This is a genomic window from Aeromonas sp. ZOR0002 (assembly GCF_963866995.1).
GTDB lineage: Bacteria > Pseudomonadota > Gammaproteobacteria > Enterobacterales > Aeromonadaceae > Aeromonas > Aeromonas caviae.
Map to the genome: position 1 here is coordinate 1 of NZ_CAWMFQ010000277.1, position 583 is coordinate 583.

Consider the following 583-nt stretch of genomic DNA (forward strand, 5'->3'; position numbering starts at 1 on the left):
CCTGCTGTTTCTCGATCTCGACGGCTTCAAGATCATCAACGATGCCCACGGCCACCACACCGGGGATCTGCTGCTGGCCGAGGTGGCCCAGCGCATCACCGGCCTGCTCGGTGCCAGCGACACCGCCTCGCGCTTTGGCGGGGACGAGTTCGTGCTGGCCCTGGCGCCGGGGGATGTGAGCCAGACCACGGCCTTCGCCGAGCGGCTGCTGGCCACCCTGGCCCAGCCCTATGAGTGGGAGCACCACAGCCTGCACATCACCGCCAGCATCGGCATTGCCGTCTATCCCCAGGATGGCACCAGCCTGCACGAGCTGACCCTCAACGCCGATGCCGCCATGTATTACGCCAAGGAGCAGGGGCGCAACGACTACTACTACTTCGACAGCGCCATGAACGCCAACGCCCACCAGCAGTTCCTGCTGCACAAGGAGCTGCAACACGCCCTGGAGCGAGGGGAGCTGGCCCTGCACTACCAGCCCAAATACTGTGCCCGCAGCGGCCAGGTGGTCGGCGCCGAGGCCCTGCTGCGCTGGCAGCACCCGGAGCATGGTGCCGTCTCGCCGGCCAGCTTCCTGCCGCTG

Annotated in this window: 1 protein-coding gene; it reads left to right on the forward strand. The window is 67.2% G+C overall.

Features of this window, described 5'->3' with window-relative positions:
• The coding region (locus AACR77_RS14965) for a GGDEF domain-containing protein (protein ID WP_042882605.1) at positions 1 to 583 on the forward strand (583 nt) is incomplete at both ends.